The organism is Streptomyces sulphureus DSM 40104 (assembly GCF_000381025.1).
GTDB lineage: Bacteria > Actinomycetota > Actinomycetes > Streptomycetales > Streptomycetaceae > Streptomyces > Streptomyces sulphureus.
This window is the reverse complement of record NZ_KB905821.1, coordinates 54,577-73,809: the sequence shown is the minus strand read 5'-3', so window position 1 is coordinate 73,809 and position 19,233 is coordinate 54,577. Positions and strand designations below refer to the sequence as shown.

Here is a 19,233-nt window from a genome sequence, read left to right as displayed (position 1 = left end):
GCTCCCGTGAGCAACAAGGTCAAGAAGAACGCCCTGCGCGCCGGTACCGTCACCGCGGGCACAGCGCTGATGACGCTGCTGTCGTCCCCCGCGTTCGCGCTTGTTCGCGACGACGGAGACGACCCCGGCAGCGGCCTCAGCGTGGCCCAGACCCTCGGTCTCTACGTCGGTCTGCCCGTCCTCCTCTTCCTCGTGATCTCCGGGCTCGTCGTCGCCGGTGAGAAGACGGGCAAGAAGGACAACTGATCCCGCGCGCGTGACGGTGCCGTCGAGAACGGTGCCGTCGCGGTAGTGCGACAGCCTTGTCACAGCCGCGGCAAGGCAGTTCGGCGGCGCCACTGCGGGGAATCGCCGGTGCATGACGCCTCACGCCCCGCTCACGCCGCGCCTGCCCGGGCAACTGCCGCCGATGCGCCGGGTGATGACAACCGAGGACCTCCGTGTCCACGGCGTCACCCCTGCCGAGGCAGAAGCGCGCTGCCGCCCCGGCGGCGGCTGGCGCACCTTGCTCCCCGGCGTCCATCTGCTGCACAACGGGGAGCCCACCAGTGAGGACCGGCTCCGTGCCGCCCTCCTCTACGCCGCAGGACCCGCCGGCGAACACGCCGCCGCGCCAAGACCGATGATCACCGGCCTCGCCGCGCTCGCCGTGTACGGCTTCTCCTCCTCGCCCACCCTGCGCGCCCTCGACTCCGTCGACGTCCTCGTCCACGGGGCCCCCGCAGTCCGCTCGACGTCGGGAGCGCGGGTCGTCCGCTGCCCGCAGCCCCCGGAGCCCGTGCTCCTCGCCGGGCTCCCGCTCGCGCCTGTCGCCAGGGCGCTCGCGGACGCCGTCGGGCAGCTCGCCGATCGGGCCGTGGTGCGGCGGCTCCTCGTCGAGGCGGTGCGGGGCGGGCACTGCGACGAGCGGGAACTGGTGCGGGAGTTGGGGGCCGTGCGGGCGCTGGCGTTGCCGCGGGTGGCGGAGGCGGTCGGCGCGTTCCTCGCGGAGGGGCGGGCGCTCGCCGAAGGGAGGCTCTACGCCCTCGTCCGGGAGGAGGGCCTGCCCGACCCGTGTTGGAACGTCGAGCTCCGGCTGCCCGGCGGTGCGTTGCTCGGCGGGGTCGATGCGTACTGGCCGGACCACGCCGTCGCCTTCGAGGTCGAGTCCGGGCTGCCGCACGGAGTTGCGGGGCCCGTGGTCCGCGTCGAACCGTTGGGCAAGCGGGAGCTGCTGGAGCGGATCGGCGTGGCGCTGCTCCGCGTGACACCGAAGGAGCTGCGCGAGCAAGGGGAGCAGCAAGTCGCGGCGATACGTGCGGCGTTGGCGTCGGCACTGGAGCGGGAGCCGACCGTGCGGCTCACGGTGGTGCCGCGTTAAGAGTGCGAGGCGTCGGGTGCGGACTCCCGGACGGTGAGTCTCGTGCGGCGACGGCCTTTACGGTGTGCGGACCGCTCCCCCCGTGAGGAACAGCCATGCCCGACCACACCGAGAAGCACACTCCCGGGCTCGCAGACGTCGCGGGGCGCCCGGGACGCGTACGACGAGCGCCGGGCCGGTTTCCAGCTCGCGCGTCCGTACCGGCCCGAGTTGAGCGCGCTGCCCTCCGACCCCCGGCAGGTCGCCGCCGTGGTGGAGTACGCGCGCCGCACCGGACTGCCGCTCGCCGTGCAGCGCACAGGGCACGGCGCGGTGGAGGGTGCCGACCGAGGCGGTCCGCGCCCGACGGGCCTCCTCGTCAGCCGGTCGGAGTCGCCTCCCGTTCCGCTCTGCTCGCGTACCAGACGCCGAGGAGCACCAGTGCGCTTCCCGCCCACTGCGTCCAGGTGGGCCGTTCGTCGAGGAAGAGGCCGAAGACGATTGCGGCGACCGGCTGGAGGACGAGGAGCGCGGAGCCCGTGGCTGCCGAGAGGCGGGGCAGAGCCTGGCCGATGAGCATCCAGGCGAGCACCTGGCCGAGGAGCGCAGCCCCCGCCAGCCAGCCCAACGGGCCCCAGCCGGGAGCCGGTTCGACCCCCGTCCACGCCGCGCCGAGGACGGCGGAGGTGAGCAGCGCACCCGTCGTCGAGGTGCAGACGGGGTGCACGGCGTGCGGGGTGCGGCCGCCTGCGAGCCGGGTGAGGAAGAGGTACCCGGCGAAGGCGCACCCGGCGAGGGTGCCGTAGACGGCGCCGCGGACCGGGTCGCTCCCCGGCTCGGAGCTGCCGAGCGCGCCGCCGGCGAGTGCCACGCCGAGGAGCAGCACGGGGACGGTGCGCCAGTACCGGCCGCTCGGTCTCGTACGGGTGAACACCAGCGCCAGCAGCGGGAAGACGACGACCTGCATGTTGAGGAGCACGCTCGTGATGGAGGCGCCGACCCGGGATATCGCCTCGCCCCAGAGGACGAAGTCGACCCCGAGCAGCCCGCCGGCCGCGAGGTCGAGGAGGCGCAGCCGGCGCGGGCGCGGACCGTGGCGGCGGCGTTCCAGCAGCGTCAGCGGCAGGAGGACGAGCAGCGCGAGCGCGCAGCGCAGCACGGCCGCGGTGCCGCCGTCGACACCCGAGAGCTTGACGAAGCCCGCGGGCGCCGCGATGCAGAGCGAGCCGGCGACGGCGAGGGGTACGGGGTTGCGCCGGGCGAGGAACCCGGGTCGGGGGATGGTTGCGTCGCCGTCGAGCTCGTCAACTGCCATGGCCTTCACTCTGCATGGGGCCAACCGAAAGCAACAGCGATGATTTCTGCGGTGAATTGGTTAGCATCGCTCAGGTGTACGGAACCGAGAGACTGCGGGCGCTCGACGCCGTCGCCACCCACGGCACGCTCGCGCTGGCCGCACGGATACTCCACGTCACGCCCTCCGGTGTCTCCCAGCAACTCGCCAGGCTGGAGCGGGAGTCGGGCCGCAAGCTGCTGGAGCCGGCGGGGCGCGGGGTGCGGCTCACCCAGGCGGGGCGCGTCCTCGCGGTGCACGCGCGGCGCGTCGTCGCGCAGCTCGCCGCCGCCGAGTCCGACCTCGCCGACCTCGACGGCGAGGTCGTCGGCCCGTTGCGGATCGGCGGCATCGGCAGTTCGCTGCGCGCCCTGCTGCCCGACGTGCTCTCGGCGCTCACCGAGCGCCACCCGCGGCTCGCGCCCTCGGTCGTCGACGGCGAGGCGGCCGACCTCGTCCCCATGCTCCTCGGCGGCGAACTCGACCTGCTCCTCGCCGAGAGCTGGACGAGCCGGCCGATGCCGCTGCCCGAGGGCCTGGCGCTGCGGCGGATCGCCGTCGAGCGGGTGGACGTCGCGCTCTCGGCCGCGCACCCGTGCGCGGGGCGCGACATCGTCGATCTCGCCGAGCTCGACGACGAGGTCTGGGCCAGTTGCCCGCCGGGGAGCGACCCGTACGAGTCGCTCGTCCAGGCGTTGCGCGGCCGCGGGATCGAGCCGCGGGTGCCGTACCGGCTGGGGGAGTTCGGCACCCAGCTCGCGCTCGTCGCCAATGGGCTCGCGGTGGCGCTCGTGCCGGAGATGGGGCAGCGGCCCTCGCCGGCGGGGGTGAGTTTCGTCCCGGTCCGTCCCGAGTTGCGGCGCGAGGTGCTGGCGGTCTGGCGTGCGCAGACGGAGACACCCTCGATCAGGGCGTGCGTCGACGGGCTTGCGGGGCGGGCGAGTTGAGACGGGCGGCCGCGGGCGTCGCGACGGGGGGATCGAAGCCCGTCTGCGCCGTGCAAGTATGACGTCGAGGACGTACGAAGCCCGTGACCGCGAAAGTGGGGAAACACAAGTGCCAGGCACCAATCTGACGCGCGACGAGGCCCGGCAGCGGGCAGAGCTGCTCGCCGTGGACTCCTACGACATCGAGCTGGACCTGAGCACCGCGCCCGCGGGCGGCACCTTCCGCTCGGTCACCACCGTGGCCTTCGACGCGGCGCGGTCCGGGTCCACCTTCATCGACCTCGTCGCCCCCGCCGTCCTCCAGGTCACCCTCAACGGTGAGGAGCGCGACCCCGCCGAGGTCTTCGCCGACTCCCGGATCGCGCTCGACGGGCTCCTCGCCGGACGCAACGAGCTCCGCGTCGTCGCCGACTGCGCCTACACCAACACCGGTGAGGGGCTCCACCGGTTCGTCGACCCGGTGGACGACCAGGTGTACCTCTACACCCAGTTCGAGGTGCCCGACGCGCGCCGGGTCTTCGCCAGCTTCGAGCAGCCCGACCTGAAGGCGAGCTTCCGGTTCACCGTCACGGCGCCCGAGGGCTGGACCGTCGTCTCCAACTCGCCCACGCCCCGGCCGGAGCGGAACGTCTGGAGCTTCGAGCCGACCGAGCGGATCTCCACCTACATCACCGCGCTCATCGCCGGTCCCTACCACTCGGTCCACAGCCGCTGGGAGGCGCCCGACGGCCGCGTCGTCCCGCTCGGCCTCTACTGCCGCCCCTCGCTCGCCGAGTTCCTCGACGCCGACGCGCTCTTCGAGACCACCCGGCTCGGATTCGACTGGTTCCACGAGAAGTTCGCCTACCCGTACCCGTTCGCCAAGTACGACCAGCTCTTCGTCCCCGAGTTCAACGCGGGCGCGATGGAGAACGCGGGCGCCGTCACCATCCGGGACCAGTACGTCTTCCGGTCGAAGACGACCGACGCCGCGTACGAGGGCAGGGCCGAGACGATCCTCCACGAGCTCGCCCACATGTGGTTCGGCGACCTCGTCACCATGGAGTGGTGGAACGACCTCTGGCTCAACGAGTCGTTCGCCACCTACACCTCGATGGCCTGCCTCGCGCACGCCCCCGGCAGCCGCTGGCCGAGCGCCTGGACGAGCTTCGCCAACCAGATGAAGACCTGGGCGTACCGCCAGGATCAACTCCCGTCCACCCACCCGATCATGGCGGACATCGGCGACCTCGACGACGTGCTCGTCAACTTCGACGGCATCACCTACGCCAAGGGCGCCTCCGTCCTCAAGCAGCTCGTCGCCTACGTCGGCATGGACGAGTTCTTCCGCGGCGTGCAGGCGTACTTCCGCCGCCACGAGTGGGGCAACACCCGCCTCGGCGACCTCCTCGACGCGCTGGAGGAGTCCTCGGGACGGGACCTCGCCTCCTGGTCGAAGGCGTGGCTCCAGACGGCGGGGATCAACGTCCTGCGCCCCGAGATCACCACCGCGGACGACGGCACGGTCACCTCCTTCGCCGTCCGCCAGGAGGCGCCCGCTCTCCCGGCGGGCGCGCGCGGCGAGCCGACGCTCCGTCCGCACCGCATCGCGATCGGCGAATACACCTTGCGCGACGGCGCGTTGGTACGCACGGGCCGCACCGAGCTCGACGTCGACGGGCCGCTCACCGAGGTGCCGCAGCTCGTCGGGCGGCAGCGCGCCGACGTCGTCCTCCTCAACGACGACGACCTCACTTACGCCAAGGTGCGCCTCGACGACCTCTCCCTCGCGACGGTCACCGAACACCTCGGCGACTTCAGCGGCGGCGAAGCGGGCGACGGCACCCCGCCCGCCAACCCCTCGCTCACGCGCGGCCTGTGCTGGGCGACCGCCTGGGACATGACGAGGGACGCCGAACTCCCCGCACGTGACTACCTCGCGCTCGTCCTCAGCGGCATCGGCAAGGAGAGCGACATCGGCGTCGTCCAGTCGCTCCAGCGCCAGGTGAAGCTCGCGCTCGACCAGTACGCGGACCCCGAGTGGCGGGCGACGGGCCTCGCGCGTTGGACGGAGGCGACGCTGGCGGAGCTGCGGGCCGCCGAGCCGGGCAGCGACCACCAGCTCGCATGGGCGCGCGCCTTCGCTGCGACGGCGCGCACCCCTGACCAACTCGACCTTCTCGCAGGGCTGCTGGACGGCAGCGAGACGATCCCCGGCCTCGTCGTCGACACCGAGCTGCGGTGGGCGTTCCTCACCCGGCTCGCTGCCACGGGCCGTGCCGACGAGCCGGAGATCGCCGCCGAGCTGGAGCGCGACGCCACGTCGGCGGGCGAGCGGTACGCCGCCTCGGCGCGCGCCGCCCGGCCGACACCGGAGGCGAAGGCCGAGGCGTGGGAGGCGACCGTGGACAGCGACGAGCTGCCCAACGCCGTGCAGGAGGCGGTGATCGGCGGCTTCCTCCAGGTCGACCAGCGCGAGCTGCTCGCGCCTTACGCGGAGCGGTACTTCGACATCGTCGCCGACGTCTGGGAGAAGCGCAGCCACGAGATGGCGCAGCAGATCGCCCTCGGCTACTACCCGGCGCTCCAGGTCTCGCAGGCCACGCTCGACGCGACGGACGCCTGGCTCGCCCGCACCGAGCCGAACGCCGCGCTGCGGCGGCTCGTCACGGAGTCACGGGCCGGCGTGGAGCGCGCTCTGAAGGCGCAGCAGGCCGACGCGGAAGCGGGGGCGCGGCAGAGCTGACTCCGCGCCCCGGGCGCACGAGGGCCCCGGACGGGCGAGCCGTCCGGGGCCGCGCCGGGGAGGCGGGGACGCCGGTGGGGGGTGTGCGGGCGCGTTGTGGGGACGCGCCCGCCTCCGGCCGTACGGCCGGACGGCGCCCGCCGCGGGGCGGCTCCCCGCGGCGCGACCGCACCGTGTGCGGTCCCCGTGCCGGGTCCCGTGAGAACGAACGGGACGGGACCCGGAGCCCGGCCGAGGAGCGTCGGCCGGGAGCCCTTCCCGAGAGGGCCGAGGCCCGCGTGCGGGCCGTGCTCTCCGGCTCAGAAGGCCGCGGCCTCGAAGAGCGCGCTCGTCACCCCGTTCGCCCAGAGCTGCTCGACCTGGGAGCGCTCGGCGGAGTTCGGCTGGTCGTTGGTGCAGGAGGGACCAGGCCCGCCGCCCGACATCAACTCTTCGCACGGGCCCGAGTAGTTGTCGGGGAGCCCCAGCACGTGGCCGGTCTCGTGCGCCACGACGCGGTTGGAGGAGTACTCCTCGTTCTGCGCGTAGTCGAGGAAGATGTACCCGCCGCCATGGCCGTCGGTGTACGCGTACGAGCCGCGCGAGTCGTTGCCCTCCCGGTAGTCGAAGCTGGCGTTGCTGCCCTCCTGCAACTGCACGTTGCTGACGGCGGAGTTCCACACCGCCGCGCTGTTGGCTATCTCGCTGCTGAAGGTGGGCGCCGCGCTCGCGTCGTAGACGACGGTCACCTGCTTGGCGCTCGGATCGGCCGCCTGCTTCTGCAGGGCGTCCTTGACGACGGCCTTGAAGAACGCCTCGTTGGCCTTGTTCTGTTCGCCGGTGTAGCTCTGCACCGAGGCGGACTCGCCGCTGGAGGCGGGGGCCGGTGCCGGCGCGGCCGAGGCGGGTACGGCGCCGAGGCCGAGCCCGGCGGCGAGGCCGACGCCGAGAGCAGCCGAGAGCGCGGTGCGCCGGAAGGTGTGCTGGGACATGTGGGGGGTCTCCTTCTCGTCCGAACTCGCTCGGAAGGCCGCGGCCGACTTCTGTCGGAGTGGGGAGACAGCCGTGGCCGGACCGGATGGACTCCTGCCGAGAGAGAGTCTGCGATGCACGCTCCCGCGGCGGATGATGGCAACTGGCGATAGCCTTGCCCAATCACCTGATACCCACGGGACGTTCGGGCTCAACGCCTTCTGGTGCGCGACTTGCGGTCGCCGTTATGCTCCGGGCCGTGGAGCTCGAAGTGAGGCACCTTCGTGCGCTGTTGGCGATAGCCGACACCGGCAGTGTGCACAAGGCCGCCCGTCAACTGGGCATGAGCCAGCCTTCGCTCACCACCCAACTCCGCCGCATCGAGCAGGCGGTGGGCGGTCAGCTCTTCTCCCGTGAGCGCACCGGGAGCCGTCCGACGACGCTGGGCAGGTCCGTGCTGATCAGGGCGCGGCCCCTCGTCGCCGAGATGAACGCGCTCGTCGAGGAGGCGCGGGACGCGGCGGGCCGCCAGGGCGGCAGGCGGCTGCGGATAGGCAGCAACAACAGCCGTGCCGTGCCCGGTTGGCTGCGGCGCCTCCATGCGCGCCTCCCGGAGACCGACATCACCTTCCAGTCCGACGTCTCGGCCAACGCGCTGCTGCGGATGGTCGCCGACAACCAGCTCGACGCCGCCTACGTCCACGAGGTCGAGGGGGCTCCGCTCACCTACCCGCGCGGCGTGGAGGTGCGCGAACTCATCCGCCGCGAACCGCAGTTCATGGCGATCCCGTCGAGCCACCCACGGGCGGCCGCGCCGCGCGTGCGCCTCGCCGACTTCGCGGACGCGCAGTGGATGGTCGACCCGTCGGTCGACGGCGACTGGGACGGCCTCCACCGCGTCCTCGCCGCCGAGGGCCTCGCCCCGCGCGTCGTCTGCGGCGACTACCTCACCGCCGCCGACCTCGTGACCGCAGGCGTTGTCGTGATGCCCTGCCAGCCGACGGCCAGGCCGCGCGCCGGCATGGTGATCAAACCGCTCGACGGCGACCCGCTCGGCGTCCGCCTCCTCCTCGCCTGCCGCACGGGCAACGCGGCGGAGCCGTCGACGGAGGCGCTCCTCGCCGACCTGAAGTCCGCCTACGAGGAGATCGCCTGGGGAAGCGAGGCGTACCGCCGCTGGCTCCGCGAGAACGGCAGCTCCCCGACGCGGGAGCCGGCGGCGGCGTGAACGCCCTGGCGTCGTACGCCGGTTGACGGTCGGGGCGTGCGGCTCGCGTCGGGCGCCGGCAGGGGAGGGGTGCGCCCGGCCGACGGGACGCCCCCGAGTGTCAGCCCGGGCGAGTGACCTGACTCACAAGGCGTCACACCTGCCGGTCGCGCGGTGTCCTGTGCCCGAACCCCTTGAAGGCGGAGGAGACACCATGATCGAGAACACCGAGGTGGTCGTCGTCGGCGGCGGCTACGCGGGCGTGATGGCGGCGAACCGGCTGACCCGCCGCGACGACGTGACCGTGACCCTGATCAACCCGCGCCCGACCTTCGTCCACCGGGTCCGCCTGCACCAACTGGTGGGCGGGTCCGACGAAGCGGTCGTCGACTACGGGGAAGTCCTTGGCGAGCGCGTCCGGCTGCTGGTCGACGCCGTGGCACGGATCGACGCGACGGAGCGGGGCGTGACGTTGGCGTCGGGGGGCACGGTCGGCTACGACTACCTGGTCTACGCGGTGGGCAGCCACAGCGCCGCGCCGAGTGTGCCGGGGGTGGCCGAACTCGCCTACCTCGTCGCCACGTTGGAGGAGGCACGGCAACTGCGGCCCGTACTCGCGGACGCGCCCGCGGCGGCTGCGGTGACGGTGGTCGGCGCAGGCCCCACCGGCATCGAGATCGCCGCCGAGCTGGCGGAGGGCGGCCGCACCGTGACGTTGGTCTGCGGCGGCGTGCTCGGTCCGTACCTGCACCCCCGGGGCCGGCGCGCGGTCGCCGGGCGGCTGGCCCGGCTCGGCGTGACCGTGCTCGACGGTCCCGGCGCCTCGGTGACGACCGTCGCACCGGACGCCGTGCACCTCGCCGACGCCCGTGAGCTGCCGAGTGCGGTGACCGTCTGGACCGTCGGCTTCGGCGTCCCTGACCTCGCCGTGCGCAGCGGGCTGAGCGTCGACGACCTGGGCCGCCTGCGTACGGATGAGACCCTGACCAGCGTGGACGACGACCGTATCGTCGCGGCGGGGGACTCGGCGGCGCCCTCGGACCAGCCGCTGCGGATGAGCTGCCAGGCCGCGATGCCGCTCGGCGCGCGGGCCGCCGACACCGTGCTCAGCCGCCTCGCGGGCGAGCAACCCGGGGCGCTCCGCCTGTCGTTCGCCGCGCAGTGCCTCAGCCTGGGGCGGGACGCCGGCGTCTTCCAGTTCGCCGACAGGTCGGACGTCGCGGTGCCGTTCCACGTCGGCGGCCGTCTGGGGGCCCGGCTCAAGGAGTCCGTCTGCCAGGGCATCCCCAAGCTCCTGGCGGACGAGGCGCGCAAGCCCGGCACGTACCGCCTGCACCGCGTGGCAGGCGGAGCCGCCAGGCGCCGGCACCTGGTGCGGGCGGCGCCCGGCCAGGCGCGGAGCACCTGAACGGGCGGCCCGGGCGGTCGGCCGGCGGCCTCGGGCCCTCGCGCCGGTCGCGGGGGCCCACGTCCGAACTCCGCCCGTACGAGGGCCGATCGGTAAGGAGAGGGACCGCACGATGAGCGAGCACACCACCGACCCGGCGACCGAGAGGTTCATCGCCCACCGCAACCTGCTCTTCACCGTCGCCTACGAGATGCTCGGCTCGGCCGCCGACGCGGAGGACGTCCTCCAGGAGACCTGGCTCCGGTGGGTGGAGGTCGACCTGGGGCGGGTGGGCGACGCGCGCGCCTACCTCGTCAGGATCACGACGCGCCAGGCGCTCAACCGGCTGCGCGCCACCAGCCGCCGCAAGGAGACGTACATCGGCCAGTGGCTGCCCGAACCGCTGCTCACCACACCGGACGTGGCCGAGGACGTCGAACTCGCCGAGAGCGTGTCGATGGCGCTCATGGTGGTACTGGAGACGCTGGCACCGACGGAGCGGGCCGTCTTCGTCCTGCGCGAGGTCTTCGACGTCGCCTACGGTGAGATCGCAGCCGCCGTCGGCAAGAGCCCAGCGGCCGTCCGTCAGATCGCCCACCGCGCCCGCAGGCACGTCGAAGCGCGCCGCCCCCGCAAGCCGGTCTCGTCGAGCGAGGCCCGGGCGGCCGCCGAATCCTTCCGGCGCGCGGTCGAGTCGCGGAACCCGCAGGACTTCCTCGACGTGCTCGCCCCCGAGGTCGTCCTGCTCGGCGACGGCGGTGGCGCCAAGGTGGCGGCGCTGCGACCGGTCGTCGGCGCCGAGAAGGTGACCCGCCTCTACCTCCGAGGCTCCGAGCGGGTCGACGCCACGATCACCTGCGAGTCCACCGTGGCCAACGGCAACCCGGCACTCGCTGTCCGCCTTGACGGCGCGCTCGACGGCATCATGGCGCTCACCGTGGAGAACGCCCGCATCACCGGCATCTACTACGTCCGCAACCCCGAGAAGCTGACCCGCGCCGAAGTGGAGACCCCGCTCACCCTGCGCTGAGCAGGCGGGGTGCGGGGGCGAACGGACCCGCCGGCACGCCGGTCGCCCCCGTCTTCCTCACTCCGGCTCGTCCGCCTCCGCGTCCGTCTCCTGGGCCCGCAGCGAGCGCGCGAGGTCGTCGCGGCCCTCCAGGACGAGGCGGCGCAGCGCGGGCGCCGCGCCCTCGTGCGCCGTCAGCCATGCGTCGGCGGCGGCGAGCGTGGCCGGCTCCGTCTGGTACGCCGGGAAGAGCCCGCGCACCACGGACATGGCGCTCTCGATCGAGCGCTCGGCCCAGACGCGCTCCAGCACCTCGAAGTAGGGTCGGACGTACGGTGCGGTCAACTCCCGCTGGCCCGGCTGCTGAAAGCCCGCGAGCGTCGCCTCCACGAGGGCGTTGGAGAGGGTGTCGGCCTCGACGACCCGGCCCCAGGCGTCGGCCTTCACCTCGGCCGAGGGCCGCGCCGCCAGGCACCGCACCTGGTGGCGCTTGCCCGAAGCGGTGTCGTCGCGGGCGAGTTCGCGCTCCAGCTCGGCCGCGTCGGCCTCACCTGCGGCGGCGAGCGAGCCCAGCAGCGTCCACCGCATCTCCTGATCGATGTCGAGTCCGTCGATGCCGCCGCGCCCGTCGAGCAGCCCGCGCAGCACCCGCAGGTCGCGCTCGGCGGTCGCGAGTGAGGCGAAGTACCGTGCCCAGGCGAGCTGATGGCCGCTGCCGGGCGGGGCGAGGCGCAACTGCGAGACGGCGCCCTCGGCGAGTCGCCGCTCCGTCTCCTCGCGGAAGGCGGGCGCGGTGTAGAGCTCCACGGCGGTGCGCGCCTGGGACTGGAGCATCTGGAGCACCCCGATGTCGCTCTCCTCACCGGCGAACCTCAGCACCATGCCGACGAAGTCGCGCGCCGGGACCAGCCCGTCCCTCGTGAGGTTCCACAGCGCGGACCAGCAGATCGCCCGGGACATCGAGGGGTTGTACGAGGCGGGCCCGGGCGTCGCGCCGGGGACCGCGGCAGGGCCCGCGAGGTCGCCGAGGTGGTCGCGGAGGGTTTGCAGGGAGACCTCGTCGAATCTGACCTTGGCGTAGGTGAGGTCCTCGTCGTTGACGAGGACGAGGTCGGGCCGCTCGGCGCCGACGAGTTGGGGGACCGGCGTGTGCGGCCCCGCCACGTCGATCTCGGCGCGCGCGTACCGCTCCAGGGTCCCCTCGGCGGCGTCCCTGCGGTAAAGCCCGACGGCGATGCGGTGCGGGCGCAGCACGCCCTCCTGCCCCGCGCCTGGAAGCGGCGCCGCTTCCTGGAGCACCCCGAGTTCGGTGAGGCGGCCGTGCGAGTCGTAGGTCAACTGCGGGGTGAGGACGTTGACTCCGGGCGTCTGGAGCCAGGCGCGCGACCACTCCGTCATGTCGCGGCCCGAGGTCTCCGCGAGGACGGAGAGGAGGTCGTCGAGGCGGGTGTTGCCCCACGCGTGCCGCTTGAAGTAGCGGCGCGCGCCCTCCAGGAAGGCGTCCCTTCCGACATAGGCGACGAGCTGCTTGAGGACGGAAGCGCCCTTGGCGTAGGTGATGCCGTCGAAGTTGAGCTTGGCGTCCTGGAGGTCGCGGATGTCGGCGGTGATCGGGTGCGTGGAGGGGAGCTGGTCCGCGCGGTAGGCCCAGGACTTGCGGCCGTTGGCGAAGGTGATCCATGCGTCGGTGAAGCGGGTCGCCTCCACGAGTGCGAGCGCGCCCATGAAGTCGGCGAAGGACTCCTTCAGCCACAGGTCGTCCCACCACTCCATGGTGACGAGGTCGCCGAACCACATGTGGGCCATCTCGTGGAGGATCGTGTTGGCGCGGCGCTCGTAGGAGGCCGCGGTGACCTTCCCGCGGAAGATGTACTCCTCGCGGAAGGTGACGCAACCGGGGTTCTCCATGGCGCCGAGGTTGTACTCGGGGACGAACGCCTGGTCGTACTTGCCGAACGGGTACGGGTAGTCGAAGTGTTCGTGGAAGAAGTCGAGGCCCTGCTTGGTGACGGTGAAGATGTCGTCGGAGTCGAAGTACGGGGCGAGGCCCTTGCGGCAGAGCGCGCCGAGCGGGATCTCCAGGGTGCGTCCGCCGTCGAGGGGGCGCCGGTAGACGTCGGAGACGTAGTGGTACGGGCCGGCGACGACGGTCGTGATGTAGGTGGAGATCGGCTGTGTCCGCGCGAACCGCCAGACCGCGGAGGCGCCGTCGTCGAGGGGGCGCGGTTCGCCCTCCTGGGCGCCGTTGCTGAGCACCGTCCAACCGGCGGGTGCCGTGACGGTGAAGTCGTAGGGGGCCTTGAGGTCGGGCTGCTCGAAGTTGGCGAAGACGCGGCGTGCATCGGCGGGTTCGTACTGGGTGTAGAGGTAGGTCTCGCCGTCCTCCGGGTCGACGAAGTGGTGCATGCCCTCGCCGGTGCGGCTGAAGGCGCACTGTGCGTCGACGGTGAGTTCGTTGGTGCCGCAGCGCAGCCCCGTGAGGGCGATGCGGCTGCCGTCGAAGATCCGGTCGACGGGCTGGGACTCGCCGTTGAGCTGCACCGAATGGACGTGCGGGGCGAGCAGGTCGGCGAAGGTCTCGGCGCCTTCGTGTGCGCAGTCGAACCTGATCGTCGTCGTGGAGCGGAACGTCCGGGGGCCTGCGGCCGGTGGCGGGGAGAGGGCGGAGCGCAGGTCGAGGGAGATCTCGTACTCGCGCACGTCGAGCAACCCGGCCCGCTCGCGGGCCTCCTCGCGCGTCAGGTTCTCTCCGGGCACGGCACGGCTCCTCATCTCGCGCGCACGCCCGGCCGCTGTGGTGGTCGGCGGCGCGCGTCTCGCTGGGTGGACGACCGGATCAGGATCGCACGCGGTCACACGCCCGGAACCGGCAGCCGCGGCGCAGCGGAGGAATGCCCTCGCCGCGCCGTCGGTTGTCACCCGTGACGCATACCCTTGCCTCCGGCGGCCCGGCTCCCCGCGCCGCCGAACGCCACCGCACTGAGACGGCCGCAAAGGAGAACCCGTGTCGGAGAAGACACCCGTCGACTTCTGGTTCGACCCACTCTGCCCCTGGGCCTGGATGACGTCCCGCTGGATGCTGGAGGTCGAGAAGGTACGGGACGTGCAGGTGCGCTGGCACGTGATGAGCCTCTCCGTGCTCAATGAGCCCCGGCTCGACGAACTCCCTGAGCACTACCGTGAGTTGATGGCGTCCGGATGGGCCCCTGTGCGGGTCTGCATCGCGGCCGAGGAGAAGTTCGGGAGCGAGGTGCTCGGCCCGCTCTACACGGCGCTCGGCGTCCGCTTCCACAACCGCGCAGAGGGCAGGGGCCGCGAGGTGATCGAGGCGGCGCTCGTCGAGGCAGGGCTGCCTGCCGACCTCGCCGAGGCGGCCGACACCGACGCCTACGACGAGCGGCTCCGCGCCTCGCACAAGGCCGGCATCGACCTCGTCGGCCAGGAGGTCGGTACACCGGTGATCGCGGTGCCGGGCGCCGCGGGCGAGCAGATCGCCTTCTTCGGCCCCGTCGTCACGCCGGCCCCGAAGGGCGAGGCTGCGGCGAAGCTGTGGGACGGGACGCTCCTCGTCGCTTCCACGCCCGGCTTCTTCGAGCTCAAGCGCACCCGCGACGTCGAGCCCATCTTCGACTGACGCCTGCGCAGCAGGCGGCGGAGGCGGGGTCCGGATCTGCCGGGGCCCGCCCCCGCCTGTACCTGTCCGCGCGAAGGGTGAGAAGACGATCACGAGGACAGGGAACACGGCGCCCTGACCGGGCGCGGGGAACAGCGCCCGGTCAGGGCGCCAGGATCAGCGAGCCGGCGCGCTCCTTCGCCACGCGGTAACGCTCGGCGACGTCCTGCCAGTTGACGACGCGCCACATCGCCTCGACGAAGTCCACCTTCTGGTTCCGGTACTGGAGGTAGAAGGCGTGCTCCCAGGCGTCGAAGACGAGGATCGGCACCGAGCCCTGACCCACGTTGCCCTGGTGGTCGTAGACCTGCTCGACGATGAGCCGGCCGGTGACGGGCTCGTAGGCGAGGACGCCCCACCCCGAACCCTGCGTGGTCGCCGCCGCCTTGGTGAGCTGCGCCTTGAACTTGGCGAAACTGCCGAAGGACTCGGCGACGGCGTCGGCGAGCTCCCCCGTCCCGTCCTTCTCCAACGGTTCGCCGCCGCCGTCTCCCGTCATGTTCTGCCAGTAGATCGAGTGCAGGATGTGGCCCGAGAGATGGAAGGCCAGGTTCTTCTCCAGGCCGTTGATCGCGGCCCACTGGTCCTTGTCCCGAGCTTCGGCGAGCTGCTCCAGGGCGTCGTTGGCGCCCTTGACGTAGGTGGCGTGGTGCTTGTCGTGGTGGAGCTCGATGATCTCGCCGGTGATCACGGGTTCCAAGGCCGAGTAGTCGTAGGGGAGTTCAGGAAGCGTGTAGACAGACATGTGCGCGCCCTCCGCTCTTGCACATTACTTGCAAAAAGAAGGTAGCAGCAAGAACGAGAAACGGAGCGGAGCGCCCCTCACTCGGGGCGCTCCGCTCCGTTGCCGCGCGCTGCTGTCGGTGGGCCGGACTGCTACTCGCGCCGGACGTCCTCCACGGGGGCGCGTCGCCGCCCGGCGAGGAACTGCCGCACGAGGCCGCCGCAGGCGAGGGCGACCGTCAGCCCTGCGGTGAAGGCGAGTTGGGTCCGCGTCTCGCCCTCGCGGAGCATCAGGAGCAGGACGGCGACGATCCCCAGCAGCGCCGCCACGGTGAGCCCGGGGAAGAGCCACATCCGCACCACCAGCTTCTCCGGCGCCGTCCGCTCCAGCCGGTGACGGGTGATGAGCTGCGAGACGGCGATGAACCCCCAGACGACGAGCGTCGCCGCGCCGACCATGTTCAGCAGCCAGCGGAAGACCGTGTCCGGCCACCAGAAGTTGAAGAGCACGGCCACGAACCCGAAGAGCGACGAGCCCACCACCGCGTACCGCGGAACCCCCTGCCGACTGAGGCGGTTGAGGAACTGCGGCCCCTCGCCCCGCTCCACGAGCGAGTAGGACATCCGCGAGGCGCCGTAGATGTTGGCGTTCATCGCGGAGAGCAGCGCGACCAGCACCACCACGTTCATCACCTCGGCCGCCGCCGGCACCCCGAGGTGCCCGAGGACCGCTGCGTACGGACCGCCGAGCACCTCGCGGTCGTGCCAAGGGATGAGCGTGACGATCACCAGCATCGAGCCGACGTAGAAGATCGCGATCCGCCACACGGCGGTGCGCACTGCCTTCGCGACCCCCGAGACCGGCCTCTCCGACTCGGCCGCCGCGATCGTCACCGTCTCCAGACCGCCGTACGCGAAGACGGAGGCGAGCAGCCCGACGATCAACCCGTCCGTGCCCATGGGGAAGAAGCCGCCCTGCCCGAACAGGTTGCCGCCGCCCGGGGATTCGGTCCCAGGCAGCACGCCGAGGACGGCGAGCACACCGAGGAGGAGGAAGGCGGAGATCGCGAACACCTTCAGCGCGGCGAACCAGAACTCGTACTCGCCGAAGTTCCGCACCGCTGCGAGGTTGCTCCCGCAGAAGAGGAGCATGAAGAGCGCGACCCACATCCAGGGCTCGGTCCCCGGCAGCCACTTCACGACGATCGCGGCAGCCGCCGTCGCCTCGGTGGCGATCGCGACGCACAGCAGCGTCCAGTAGATCCAGCCGGCGGTGAACCCGGCCCACGGGCCGAGCGAGCGCTCGGCGTGCACGGAGAAGGAGCCGGACGCCGGGTTCGCGGCCGACATCTCGCCGAGCATCCGCATCACGAGCATCACCAGCAACCCGGAGCCCGCGTAGGCGAGGACGATCGAGGGCCCGGCGGCGGCGATGCCCGCACCGGAGCCGACGAAGAGCCCGGCGCCGATGACGCCGCCGAGGGCGATCATCGACAGGTGACGCTGCTTGAGGCCGTGCGAGAGCGACCGCTGTGCTGAGGGGGCCGCGGGCTCCGCGTTCTGGGGTGCCGACATGTGGGGGGCCGTTCATGAGTGCGGGTGGTTCGGGGACCGGCGCCCGGGGGCGGCGACGCCGCGGGCAGTGTGGGTGCACCGCTGTCGGCCGGTCCAGTAATCGAGTACACCATCCCGTCATCCGGACGCATTCGGCAGAGCGTGACGCATGGACAACAGAGCGTGCATATCCGGGTGTTGCGCCGGGTCGGTGTCACCAACGTCACGGAACGTACGGGCGTGCGGTCCGCTAGCATCGACGGGTCCACCGTGTTCCGGACGTGCGGAGCACCCACGACGACAGACTCGGAGACGCCCGATGAGTGCCCTCACCCCAGTCGCCGCGACGCGCCCCGGTGCCGTTCTCGCCGACCTCGTTCCCGCCTCGACCGCGGCCCGCGCCCGCGTCCGCGACGTCGCGCTCGTCCTCGGCGGGGCCGCGCTGACCGGCGCCGCCGCCCAACTCGTCGTGCCCGTACCGGGATCGCCCGTGCCGGTGACCGGGCAGACCTTCGCGGCGCTCCTCGTCGGCGCGGGGCTCGGTGCGCATCGGGGCCTGCTCGCGCTGCTCGTCTACACGCTCGCCGGAGCGGCCGGCGTGCCGTGGCTCCAGGGCGGCACCTCCGGTGCCGGGGGCGCCACCTTCGGCTACCTCTTCGGGATGATGCTCGCCGCCGTCGTGGTCGGCTCGCTCGCCCGCCGCGGCGGTGACCGAAGCGTCCTGCGCACCGCAGGCACCATGGCCGCGGGCAACCTCGCGATCTACGCGATCGGCGTCCCGTACCTCGCGTTCGCCACGGACATCCCGCTCGTCGAGGCGCTCGCCGTCGGCTTCGTCCCGTTCATCGTCGGCGACGCACTGAAGATGGCCCTGGCGATGGGCGCGCTCCCCACCGCCTGGAAGCTCGCCGGCCGCCGCTGACCGGCGTCCCTCCCGCACGCGGCCCCGCCCTCCCGCCTGCCGGGAGGGCGGGGCCGCGCTCTTCCCGCCGAAGGCATGCGCCTAGACTCCACGCCATGCGCGTGTACCTCGGCTCCGACCATGCCGGCTACGAACTCAAGAACGCCCTCGCCGACTGGCTGAAGTCCGAGGGCCATGAGCCCGTCGACTGCGGCCCCCACCTCTACGACGCCGAGGACGACTACCCGCCCTTCTGCCTCCGCGCCGCCGAGCGCACCGCCGCGGACGCCGAGGCGCTCGGCGTCGTCGTCGGCGGCTCGGGCAACGGCGAGCAGATCGCCGCCAACAAGGTCAAGGGCGTGCGCTGCGCCCTCGCCTGGAGCGAGGAGACGGCCTCCCTCGCCCGCGAGCACAACGACGCCAACGTGATCGGCATCGGCGCCCGGATGCACACGACCGCCGAGGCGATCGGCTTCGTCCGCACCTTCCTCGCCACCCCGTTCTCCGACGGCGAGCGCCACGTCCGCCGCATCGGCATGCTCTCCGCCTACGAGCACGACGGCGAACTCCCCCCGGTCCCGGCCCACCACCCGCAGGACTGACGCGGGCGCACGCGGAGAGCGAGGGGGCGCGTTGCCCGAAGGCCACACCATCCACCGGCTCGCGGGGGAGTGCCGCGACCGGTTCGGCGGACGCCCCGTGCACGCCGACAGCCCGCAGGGAAAGTTCTCCGACGGTGCCGCCCTCGTCGACGGTGCCGTGCTCACCGAGGCGACGGCCCACGGCAAGCACCTCTTCCTCGGCTTCTCGCGCGCCGAGACCGTCCACATCCACCTGGGGCTCTACGGCACCTTCAAGTTCGGCACCGGTCCCCTTCCCCCGCCCGTCGGGCAGATACGGCTCCGGCTCGTCGGCCCGCAGCGGGAGGGCGCGGACCAACCCGAGGTCGAGTACGGGGAGTTGCGCGGGCCCACCCGCTGCGAACTGCTCACCCCCGAGGAGACGGAGGCGGTCCGCGCACGGCTCGGCCCCGACCCGCTCCGCGACGACGCCGCACCAGAGGTCGCCTGGCGGCGCATCTCGCGCAGCCGCACCACCGTCGCCGCGCTGCTCATGGAGCAGTCGACGGTGGCAGGCGTCGGCAACGTCTACCGCGCCGAGGTCCTCTTCCGCCACGGCATCGACCCCTACCTCCCCGGACGGGCCCTGACGCGCGAGGAGTTCGACGCCGTCTGGGCCGACCTCGCCGCGCTGATGCGGGACGGCGTGCGCAGCGGCCGGATCGACACCGTGCGCCCCGAGCACACGCCGGAGGCGATGGGCCGCCCGCCGCGCGTCGACGACCACGGCGGGGAGGTCTACGTCTACCGCAGGGCCGGGCAGCCGTGCCTGCTCTGCGGCACCGAGGTGCGCACCGCGCAACTCGCCGCGCGGAACCTCTTCTGGTGCCCGCGCTGCCAACCGGCTTCGCAGCGCGGTTAGTC

The 19,233-nt window shown here is 72.5% G+C and carries 16 protein-coding genes; 11 read left to right on the top strand and 5 right to left on the bottom strand.

What is annotated here, in order from left to right:
* The first annotated feature begins 6 nt into the window (after nucleotides 1-6).
* Nucleotides 7-246 carry a hypothetical protein gene (locus F603_RS0122880; protein ID WP_019548272.1) on the top strand — a complete coding sequence of 80 codons (240 nt, stop codon included), beginning with the start codon at nucleotides 7-9 and terminating at the stop codon, nucleotides 244-246.
* 112 nt (nucleotides 247-358) lie between these two features.
* Nucleotides 359-1,360: a hypothetical protein gene (locus F603_RS0122875; RefSeq protein WP_019548271.1), complete on the top strand. Its 1,002-nt coding sequence runs from the start codon at nucleotides 359-361 to the stop codon at nucleotides 1,358-1,360.
* A 358-nt stretch (nucleotides 1,361-1,718) separates the two neighbouring features.
* Here F603_RS0122875 and F603_RS0122870 read toward each other — a convergent pair whose 3' ends face one another.
* Complete coding sequence (locus tag F603_RS0122870) at nucleotides 1,719-2,654, bottom strand: DMT family transporter (RefSeq protein ID WP_019548270.1); 936 nt, start codon at nucleotides 2,652-2,654, stop codon at nucleotides 1,719-1,721.
* 74 nt (nucleotides 2,655-2,728) lie between these two features.
* On the opposite strand from F603_RS0122870, the gene F603_RS0122865 reads away from it, so the two are divergent.
* On the top strand, nucleotides 2,729-3,619 hold the full coding sequence (locus tag F603_RS0122865; RefSeq protein ID WP_019548269.1) for a LysR family transcriptional regulator: 891 nt from the start codon (nucleotides 2,729-2,731) through the stop codon (nucleotides 3,617-3,619).
* Between the two features lie 109 nt (nucleotides 3,620-3,728).
* On the top strand, nucleotides 3,729-6,344 hold the full coding sequence (gene pepN / locus F603_RS0122860; protein WP_019548268.1) for an aminopeptidase N: 2,616 nt from the start codon (nucleotides 3,729-3,731) through the stop codon (nucleotides 6,342-6,344).
* 299 nt (nucleotides 6,345-6,643) lie between these two features.
* On the opposite strand, the gene snpA is transcribed toward pepN (F603_RS0122860), so the two are convergent.
* Nucleotides 6,644-7,315: a snapalysin gene (snpA, locus tag F603_RS0122855; protein ID WP_019548267.1), complete on the bottom strand. Its 672-nt coding sequence runs from the start codon at nucleotides 7,313-7,315 to the stop codon at nucleotides 6,644-6,646.
* Nucleotides 7,316-7,542: 227 nt separating this feature from the next.
* Here snpA and F603_RS0122850 point away from each other — a divergent pair, with 227 nt between their 5' ends.
* The 3 genes from F603_RS0122850 (at nucleotide 7,543) to F603_RS0122840 (ending at nucleotide 10,919) form a co-directional block, all read left to right on the top strand.
* Nucleotides 7,543-8,523 carry a LysR family transcriptional regulator gene (locus F603_RS0122850; RefSeq protein ID WP_019548266.1) on the top strand — a complete coding sequence of 327 codons (981 nt, stop codon included), beginning with the start codon at nucleotides 7,543-7,545 and terminating at the stop codon, nucleotides 8,521-8,523.
* Nucleotides 8,524-8,716: 193 nt separating this feature from the next.
* On the top strand, nucleotides 8,717-9,910 hold the full coding sequence (locus F603_RS0122845; protein WP_019548265.1) for an NAD(P)/FAD-dependent oxidoreductase: 1,194 nt from the start codon (nucleotides 8,717-8,719) through the stop codon (nucleotides 9,908-9,910).
* A gap of 112 nt (nucleotides 9,911-10,022) precedes the next feature.
* Complete coding sequence (locus F603_RS0122840) at nucleotides 10,023-10,919, top strand: RNA polymerase sigma-70 factor (protein ID WP_019548264.1); 897 nt, start codon at nucleotides 10,023-10,025, stop codon at nucleotides 10,917-10,919.
* A gap of 57 nt (nucleotides 10,920-10,976) precedes the next feature.
* Here the strand turns inward: F603_RS0122840 and pepN (F603_RS0122835) are convergent, their stop codons facing one another.
* Nucleotides 10,977-13,655: an aminopeptidase N gene (gene pepN / locus F603_RS0122835; protein WP_019548263.1), complete on the bottom strand. Its 2,679-nt coding sequence runs from the start codon at nucleotides 13,653-13,655 to the stop codon at nucleotides 10,977-10,979.
* A 247-nt stretch (nucleotides 13,656-13,902) separates the two neighbouring features.
* Between pepN (F603_RS0122835) and F603_RS0122830 the strand changes: the two genes are divergently transcribed.
* Complete coding sequence (locus tag F603_RS0122830) at nucleotides 13,903-14,532, top strand: mycothiol-dependent nitroreductase Rv2466c family protein (RefSeq protein WP_019548262.1); 630 nt, start codon at nucleotides 13,903-13,905, stop codon at nucleotides 14,530-14,532.
* 142 nt (nucleotides 14,533-14,674) lie between these two features.
* Here the strand turns inward: F603_RS0122830 and F603_RS0122825 are convergent, their stop codons facing one another.
* Nucleotides 14,675-15,316, bottom strand: a complete 642-nt coding sequence (locus tag F603_RS0122825; protein WP_019548261.1) for a superoxide dismutase — start codon at nucleotides 15,314-15,316, stop codon at nucleotides 14,675-14,677.
* A 131-nt stretch (nucleotides 15,317-15,447) separates the two neighbouring features.
* Entirely contained in the window at nucleotides 15,448-16,869 is a 1,422-nt protein-coding gene (locus tag F603_RS0122820) for an amino acid permease (RefSeq protein WP_019548260.1), read from the bottom strand.
* A 298-nt stretch (nucleotides 16,870-17,167) separates the two neighbouring features.
* Between F603_RS0122820 and F603_RS0122815 the strand changes: the two genes are divergently transcribed.
* The 3 genes from F603_RS0122815 to F603_RS0122805 all read left to right on the top strand — a co-directional run bounded on the left by F603_RS0122815 (nucleotide 17,168) and on the right by F603_RS0122805 (nucleotide 19,231).
* Nucleotides 17,168-17,770, top strand: a complete 603-nt coding sequence (locus F603_RS0122815; RefSeq protein WP_019548259.1) for a biotin transporter BioY — start codon at nucleotides 17,168-17,170, stop codon at nucleotides 17,768-17,770.
* A gap of 95 nt (nucleotides 17,771-17,865) precedes the next feature.
* A complete protein-coding gene (locus F603_RS0122810; protein WP_019548258.1) occupies nucleotides 17,866-18,351 on the top strand; it encodes a ribose-5-phosphate isomerase in 486 nt (161 codons plus the stop codon).
* A gap of 31 nt (nucleotides 18,352-18,382) precedes the next feature.
* The gene (locus tag F603_RS0122805; protein WP_019548257.1) at nucleotides 18,383-19,231 is read left to right on the top strand and encodes an Fpg/Nei family DNA glycosylase; all 849 of its coding nucleotides are present in this window, start codon (nucleotides 18,383-18,385) and stop codon (nucleotides 19,229-19,231) included.
* Nucleotides 19,232-19,233: the final 2 nt, after the last annotated feature.

What these genes read in the sequence shown, in the direction of transcription:
- F603_RS0122875 (WP_019548271.1), top strand. Translation starts at nt 359, where the DNA reads ATGACGCCTCACGCCCCGCTCACGCCGCGCCTGCCCGGGCAACTGCCG.
- F603_RS0122870 (WP_019548270.1), bottom strand. Translation starts at nt 2,654, where the DNA reads ATGGCAGTTGACGAGCTCGACGGCGACGCAACCATCCCCCGACCCGGG.
- snpA (WP_019548267.1), bottom strand. Translation starts at nt 7,315, where the DNA reads ATGTCCCAGCACACCTTCCGGCGCACCGCGCTCTCGGCTGCTCTCGGC.
- F603_RS0122850 (WP_019548266.1), top strand. Translation starts at nt 7,543, where the DNA reads ATGCTCCGGGCCGTGGAGCTCGAAGTGAGGCACCTTCGTGCGCTGTTG.
- F603_RS0122845 (WP_019548265.1), top strand. Translation starts at nt 8,717, where the DNA reads ATGATCGAGAACACCGAGGTGGTCGTCGTCGGCGGCGGCTACGCGGGC.
- F603_RS0122840 (WP_019548264.1), top strand. Translation starts at nt 10,023, where the DNA reads ATGAGCGAGCACACCACCGACCCGGCGACCGAGAGGTTCATCGCCCAC.
- F603_RS0122825 (WP_019548261.1), bottom strand. Translation starts at nt 15,316, where the DNA reads ATGTCTGTCTACACGCTTCCTGAACTCCCCTACGACTACTCGGCCTTG.
- F603_RS0122820 (WP_019548260.1), bottom strand. Translation starts at nt 16,869, where the DNA reads ATGTCGGCACCCCAGAACGCGGAGCCCGCGGCCCCCTCAGCACAGCGG.
- F603_RS0122815 (WP_019548259.1), top strand. Translation starts at nt 17,168, where the DNA reads ATGAGTGCCCTCACCCCAGTCGCCGCGACGCGCCCCGGTGCCGTTCTC.
- F603_RS0122810 (WP_019548258.1), top strand. Translation starts at nt 17,866, where the DNA reads ATGCGCGTGTACCTCGGCTCCGACCATGCCGGCTACGAACTCAAGAAC.